This window comes from Pseudomonas sp. PKS, assembly GCF_051913525.1.
GTDB lineage: Bacteria > Pseudomonadota > Gammaproteobacteria > Pseudomonadales > Pseudomonadaceae > Aquipseudomonas > Aquipseudomonas guariconensis_D.
This window is the reverse complement of sequence record NZ_JBEGDO010000020.1, coordinates 88,259-95,669: the sequence shown is the minus strand read 5'-3', so window position 1 is coordinate 95,669 and position 7,411 is coordinate 88,259. Positions and strand designations below refer to the sequence as shown.

3 protein-coding genes are annotated in these 7,411 nt (G+C 61.2%); 2 read left to right on the top strand and 1 reads right to left on the bottom strand.

Annotated elements, in window-relative coordinates:
- Positions 1-186 precede the first annotated feature (186 nt).
- Both glpR and glpD read left to right on the top strand, forming a co-directional pair.
- Positions 187-942 carry a DNA-binding transcriptional repressor GlpR gene (glpR, locus tag ABOA88_RS18700; protein WP_196170043.1) on the top strand — a complete coding sequence of 252 codons (756 nt, stop codon included), beginning with the start codon at positions 187-189 and terminating at the stop codon, positions 940-942.
- Positions 943-1,200: 258 nt separating this feature from the next.
- Complete coding sequence (gene glpD / locus ABOA88_RS18695) at positions 1,201-2,739, top strand: glycerol-3-phosphate dehydrogenase (protein ID WP_367851937.1); 1,539 nt, start codon at positions 1,201-1,203, stop codon at positions 2,737-2,739.
- 53 nt (positions 2,740-2,792) lie between these two features.
- On the opposite strand, the gene ABOA88_RS18690 is transcribed toward glpD, so the two are convergent.
- On the bottom strand, positions 2,793-7,175 hold the full coding sequence (locus tag ABOA88_RS18690) for an NEL-type E3 ubiquitin ligase domain-containing protein (RefSeq protein WP_367851938.1): 4,383 nt from the start codon (positions 7,173-7,175) through the stop codon (positions 2,793-2,795).
- Positions 7,176-7,411: the final 236 nt, after the last annotated feature.

The following is a 7,411-nucleotide window of genomic DNA, read 5'->3' as shown; positions in this document are numbered from 1 at the left end:
GCAAGCTGCAAGCTGCAAGCTGCAAGCTGCAAGCTGCAAGCTGCAAGCTGCAAGCTGCAAGCCAAGTATCGGCACCTCGGCCAACCGAGTGCTGCTTTTTCTTGTGGCTTGCAACTTGTAGCTTGTAGCTTATAGCCGCCTTTGGTTTCATTGCAGAATTTGTCCGGCAGCCCCAAAGGACCGCCCATGAATCTGCCTCCCCGCCAACAACAAATCCTCGAACTGGTGCGCGAGCGCGGTTACGTCAGTATCGAAGAAATGGCGCAGCTGTTCGTCGTCACCCCACAAACCATCCGCCGTGACATCAACCAGCTCGCCGAGGTCAACCTGCTGCGACGCTACCACGGTGGCGCAGCCTACGATTCGAGCATCGAGAACACCGCCTACGCCATGCGCGCAGACCAGATGCGCGACGAGAAGCAACGCATCGCCGAGGCCGTGGCCCGGCAGATTCCCGACCATGCCTCGCTGTTCATCAACATCGGCACGACCACCGAGTCGATCGCACGCGCCCTGCTCAATCACAACCACCTCAAGGTCATCACCAACAACCTGCATGTGGCCGCGATCCTCGGCGCCAAGGACGATTTCGAAGTGCTGGTGGCCGGCGGCACCGTACGCCGCGACGGCGGGGTCGTGGGCCAGGCAAGCGTCGACTTCATCAACCAGTTCAAGGTCGACTTCGCCCTGGTCGGTATCAGTGGCATCGACGAAGACGGCAGCCTGCTGGACTTCGACTATCAGGAAGTGCGGGTTTCCCAGGCGATCATCAACAATGCTCGCCAGGTCATCCTGGCTGCCGACTCGAGCAAGTTCGGCCGCAACGCCATGGTTCGCTTGGGTTCGATCAGCCTGGTCGACTGCCTGGTGACCGACCAGCCCCCCACCCCGGCTCTTACCCAACTGCTCAACCAGCACAAGATTCGCCTCGAAGTCGTCTGATCCGAGCCCGGCGGAATTCAGCATATCCTTGGGCTGCCTCGCAGCCCATCGCAGGGCTACCCTCAACTGCCCAAACCACAGTGCTCGCATGTGCCGTATAACGGCGCTTCACATGTTCGCTATTGTTCATTCCCTTGTCATCTGATCAGTTTTTTCTATAGAGACTGACTGGATAACGGCTTTTCGTTGCGCTAATATTTTCGAAAATGAACATCAATGTTCACTTTCGATGTGAACTGTGCCCCAGGAGGCCTTGCCGTGTCCCAGCCTGCTTCGTCCCAGCCGCCCCTCGCCGATTGCTACGACCTCGCTGTGATCGGGGGAGGTATCAATGGCGTGGGCATCGCCGCCGACGCAGCGGGGCGCGGCCTGAAGGTGTTCCTTTGCGAAAAGGACGACCTGGCCAGCCATACCTCCTCGGCCAGCAGCAAGCTGATCCACGGCGGGCTGCGCTACCTGGAGCACTATGAGTTCCGTCTGGTCCGTGAGGCCTTGGCCGAGCGCGAGGTGTTGCTGGCCAAAGCGCCGCACATCGTCAAACCCATGCGTTTCGTCCTGCCCCACCGCCCGCACCTGCGCCCGGCCTGGATGATCCGTGCAGGCCTGTTCCTCTACGATCACCTGGGCAAGCGCAAACGCCTAGGGGCCTCGCGCAGCCTGCGCTTCGGGCCGGGCAACCCGCTCAAGCCCGTCATCACCCGTGGCTTCGAGTACGCCGACTGCGCCGTTGACGACGCCCGTCTGGTGGTGCTCAATGCCATGGCCGCCCGTGAGAAAGGCGCGCACATCCATACCCATACCCGCTGCCTGCGTGCACAACGCGTCGATGGCCTGTGGGAGGTACAACTGCAACAGGCCGACGGCAGCCAGCGCACGATCCGCGCCCGCGCCCTGGTCAATGCCGCCGGCCCCTGGGTGGCCAGCTTCATCAAGGACGATCTCAAGCTTGATGCGCCGTACGGCATCCGTCTAATCCAAGGCAGCCACATCATCGTTCCGCGTCTGTATGACGGTGAACACGCCTACATTTTGCAGAACGAAGACCAACGTATCGTCTTCGCCATCCCGTACCTGGAGCGCTTCACGCTGATCGGCACCACCGACCGCGAATACAGCGGCGACCCGGCCAAGGTGGCGATCACTGAGATGGAAACCGACTACCTGCTCAAGGTCGTCAACGAGCACTTCAACCATCAGCTCAGTCGCGCCGATATCCTGCACACCTATTCGGGCGTCCGCCCACTGTGCAACGACGAGTCCGACAACCCCTCCGCCGTCACCCGCGACTACACCCTGGCGCTGTCCGCAAGCGACGGCCAGGCACCCTTGTTGTCGGTCTTCGGCGGCAAGCTCACCACTTACCGCAAGCTGGCCGAGTCGGCCATGGTCGAACTCAAGCCGTTCTTCACCCACATGCGCGACAGCTGGACGGCTACCGCCCCACTACCAGGCGGTGAACACATGACCACGGTCCAGGCGCTGGTGGATGCAGTGCTGGCCCGCCATGGCTGGCTGCCGGTGGATATCGCCAAGCGTTGGGCACAGACCTATGGCAGCCGGGTGTGGCGTCTGCTCGAAGGCGTAAATGGGCCTGAGGACCTCGGCCAGTCCATCGGTGGCGGCTTGTTCAGCCGTGAAGTGGATTACCTGATCGCCCAGGAATGGGCAGTGGAGGCCGATGACATCCTCTGGCGCAGGACCAAGCTGGGCCTGTTCACCAGCACAGCCGAAACGCAGGCACTGACCGATTATCTGCGCCACGCCCACACCTGCCGAGCCGCCGTGCAGGCAGCCTGACCCTCGAGCCCCCTGGTCGGCGCACGCGCAACCAGGGGGTAACGACAACCAGACTAAGACTTGGCGCGCATGTACACCTCCCGGGCCAGTACCTTCACCAACTCTCGTTCGGCCCGCTTGAATTCGTCCGCCATCTCCTTCACACGCGTTGCGTAGTCCCCTTCCATGATCTGGCCTGCGGCCAGTTTCTCGTCGAGCGTGTCCAGCTCCGCCCAAGACGCCTGGTGCACCGCCTCAAAGCGCTGCGCATAACGCTCTTTGACGTAATGAGCCCAAAATGGGCGTTGGGCGAGCGACCCGATCAAGGCGTCATCATTTTCCAGCGAGAGCACCCGTGCTTGGGCGATTTCCACGTCATGCTTGGTAAGCTTGGAAAAACGCCCGAAGTGCATCCAGTCCTTTTGCAACGGCAGCCCGATCCACTCATAGAGCGCGACCTGGTAAGCCAGCTCCGTCTCAACAGGATCCACCACACCTGCTTCCAGCTCCAACCCGAGCAGTGCTTCCCGTTCGGCCTCCAAACGGGAGACGTGTTCTTTGGCGATCCGTTCGATCTCATCGAAGCGAAACATTGGACGTGCCAGGCCGAGCAAGGTGCTTTCCACCTGATCCTTCGGAACCCCGAGAATGGCCTGTTCAGCAAGCACGCCCACCTCCAGGTTGCGAAGCGTCAGCAACAATCTGTCATCACAGCCGCGTGGGCCATCCAGCATCGTGAACAGGCGCTGGCGCAAGGGTTCCCGCTCGGCACACGCGTGCAACAGTGACCAGATGCGGGCACGAAAGCGCTGTGGATTCCTCGCGAAATCCCGGGAGCTGGCAAAGTCCGCCAGAAATTGAAACAACGACGCCGAGCCAGGCTCCTCCTGCAACGTGTCCCAGAGCGCGTACCTGCGCAGGCTCTGTTCATCCGTCCCCTCGTCCAGCCACCGCGCGCGCAGCGAGGCATCGACGACAGCATGCTGGTAACCGGGGTTCTCCTGAATATCCTCGCCCGCAATCGCCCTCACCTGCGACAACGACACATCACCCGAACTGGCTGCCCCTTCGCTGCCAGTGTGTGAGGACGGATTATCGTGCAGCAGCACCCGCTCGAGTCGGTGGCGAAGCAGGTGGTTGTCTCGCTGCAGCAATTGAATGCGATTGCTGCGCAGGTCTATCAGTGCGGCCAGTGGGAGTCGCTCCGGGAGCGCCATCAGCCCCGTCGCACGCAAGAGCATCTCGCGCAGATGCGGCAAGCGGCTCAGGTCCGGCGCCCGGCCAAGCTCGCCATTGTGGCTGAGATTGATGTACTGAAGATGGGTCAGGTTACGCAGACAACGTTCGCCGGATTCATCCATGGCGATGAGATTACTCGACAGATCGAGTAGCCTGAGTTGCCCAAGGCGCTCCAGCCCCTGGGGTACATGGTCAAGCCGGTTCCCCCTCAGATCGAGCTCGCGCAGATTGGGGAAGCGGCGCAGAAAGTCCGCTTCGATATCGGACAGGTCCATGTTTCGCAAAACCAGCCGCTCGACATGATCGAACCTCACCCCTTGAGGCAACGTCGGCAGACCGCCGATCCGCTCACCGTCGATCACCAGGATGTACCTGCCGTTTTCATCGACGAGCTTACGTCGCCAGCTGCGCCTGATCTGGTCAGCAACCCGACGACGACGCAGGCGAGTGAACAGCCCGCTGGCGTCGCTACGCCAAACCTCCAGGCCCGTGCGCAATTGGTCCAGCTGCCATGACAACATCGAGAAGTGCTCGTACATCCCCAATCGGCGGGTTCTCAGCTCGCGAATGTAGGCATCAAGCTGCAGCGCGCTCAAGGTCGGGTAGATCCGATGGATGCCTCGCACGATGGCCACCCCATCGACGGCCCCCCTTCCACTGAGCGCGTATCCTGCCTGTCCATCGCCAAAGCGCAGCGGTGGACGTATGGCCTTCGCGTCGCTCATGCCAAGGCATCTGGCAACACGATCACGCGCCTCGCTGGCATACACGGCCAAGCGATCTTCCAGTGCGTCGACCTTCTGTCCCGCAATACCCAACGTGCGTTTTTGCGTGTCGCTCAACAGGCCAAACAACAACGACAGCAAGTCCTGCTCGCCCTCCTGTCCCTGAAGCATGTATTGACTACCCGAGCGGATGATCTGCCGCAGTCTGGCGGCCTGCGCCTTGCCCTGCTTGGCCAGCAGCGGTCCCTCGATCGAACCTTCGCGAATCTCGATCCGCAGATCCACAGGCCAGGGCGCCAGCAACTCGATCAACTCAAGCGCCAGACGCTGGGTGTCGGCATTGATCGCCCTGAACAGGCGTAGCCCGGCGCAGGCGCGGTCAAGACGGCTCTCCCGCAGATACCACCGAGCACGTTCGGCCAGTGCCAACGGCACCCGCTCGCTGGTCTCGAGACGGGTGGTTTCGGCGCCCGTGGCCTGGGCACAGATTTCCCGCGCGCAACGAAGCGACAAGCCCGGAAAATCCCGCAGCAGTTTGCTTTGCGCTGGACCGGCCAAGGGTTCGCGCTCCTTGAACAGCGCCTCGAGCTCAGCGCCGCCCAAATGGGCATGCTGCTGATGCAGTTGATGACGCTCCAGTGCATCGAGCAATCGCGCAGGCGCGCCCAGGTTTTCAAGGTGCAACCGGCGTATCTGCGCTTCGCTGTACCCGGTCGCCTGCAACAGGTGCATTGACGTTTCATCGGAGAGGTCAGACAGGCGCCCGCTGAGCCGCCGAACCAAGGTGCCGGCACCGCTCCAGCTCTGCGGCTGCTCGAATTCATGACGCCATCCCCCAGCCCCATTGTCTTCGACCAGCGGCGTGTACATGCCAGCACGCGAGGGATGACACAAGCGCCCGCCACGCTCGGTCTGCAGGCGGTAGAGCTGGTTGTCATCATGCAGCAACCATTGTTCTTGCGGGGTTTGAGCATTGTGGCTGGAGGGATCTAGCCGGTACCCCTCGAGCGAGCCGTCGAACAGCTTCACCTTGCCCTGACGGGTGCGAACCAGGCTGAGCTTATCGACGAATGCCTCCGGCTTGAGCGCCTTTACCGCCACCGATACCCCTTTAGCCAGCAGCGCTCCAGCGACCATGCTCTCGGCCACCCCAAACACATGGGCGATAGCTCCCTGACGATCGCCCAGGTTCCAATCCTCGTAACCTTCATAGAACTCGCTGGCGATCTGCACCAAGGCCACAGGCAGCAATGCCTCCCCCAATACCGGAACGAACAGCGAAGCGATATTGAGCACATTCAGGCCCAAGGACTCGTAACCGCTTAGCCGTTCGTTACGATCGTTTTCGTCTTCCTGGCCTGTCGGCACAACGAGCACACGTGCATCGTCGAAAATCTTGTCGATCTGCGAGTCGGCCAGAAAGACTCTCAACCGCTCTCCTATCGAATTGTCCTTTTTTGCAACGATCGGCTTATGTCCGCCGGTCAATGTCGCCAACCGTTCGTGCGTCCAACCCTTGGACTGCTCGGCCAGACGGGTGAAGAACTTGACGCGGTCGGCCTCGCTGACGAATCGGGCAAAAAACTGCCGATAACGACGGCTGGCCAGGCGCCTGGCCAGCCCGTCGTAGACCGCCTGCCAGGAATCAAAACGCTTCACCGGACAATCCGGATCATTGGGCACCCAGACGATCACACCTTGCAACGCCCCATCATCAGCCGCACTGGCCGCTGCGCAGACCAGGCCATGAATGGGTACACCCAGTAAATACAGGTGCCGAAGCTCCACGTTGGACGAGGTTGCCGGCACGATTGACGGAAACGCCATCAAGGCCAGCATGCGCTGGAAGCTGTCCTCATCCAGCTCGCCCTTGAGCTGCGCCGAGCGCACGGCGACCTCAAGGTGCGCCTGCTGGTTTTCCTGGAACAGGCGATACACGGCGTCAGCGCCGTCTTTGGGTTTGAGAAGCGCCTTGAGCTTTTCCTGGTACTTTGCGCCGATGTCCAGCTCTCGGCAGCGCCCGGCGAAGGCATGAAACCCCAAGGCCATCCGCTTGCCCGAACGCGTGCGCAGATACCCTTTGCGAGTGTCGGAAGGCCGGGTCTCGACCAGATGAAAGTTGTGCAGCGCAGCGACCAATAGGCTTTGTGTCGATGATGGAACGAACTGGCGCGTCGAGAGCATTAACGCAAAGGACGGCATGACCGGGCGCCGCCAGATACACACCTGGCTGTGCCTGACGTCAGGGGCCGCTTCACCCAACTGCACCAGCTTTTCACGTAAAAGCGGCTCGGCGAACGCCTCGATCGACGGAATCTGCGCCAGCACCGGGCGCAAGGCAGCCACCGCACGCTCCTGCCTGAGCAGTGCCTTGTGAAACGCGCGCAGGCGATCGATGCATCGCGGGTCGCCGTCCTCGCGGCTCAACCAGCTTGGCATCTGCTGCGCGAACAACGTGTCGATAGAGTCTTCAGGTAGAGATGGATCAGACATAGGGCGCACTCTCGAGCAGTTCAAAAGCGCGATCTCACCACCTGCCACCTGCGCGGAGCAGTATCGGGTTACTACCCTTTGCCGCCGCCTCGCACTCATTCGGATTTCCGAACACGAACTACGCACCCATTCGGAAATCCGTACATAAGCAATGGCAAAAAACAGTAAACAAAAGCCTCAAAACCAGTAATTTCGCGGCGATATGATCGACAGCAGGGCTTGGCACGACTCATGCT

Bases quoted from the DNA above. Each gene is read 5' to 3' on its own strand.
- glpR (WP_196170043.1), top strand. From the start codon at position 187: ATGAATCTGCCTCCCCGCCAACAACAAATCCTCGAACTGGTGCGCGAG.
- ABOA88_RS18690 (WP_367851938.1), bottom strand. From the start codon at position 7,175: ATGTCTGATCCATCTCTACCTGAAGACTCTATCGACACGTTGTTCGCG.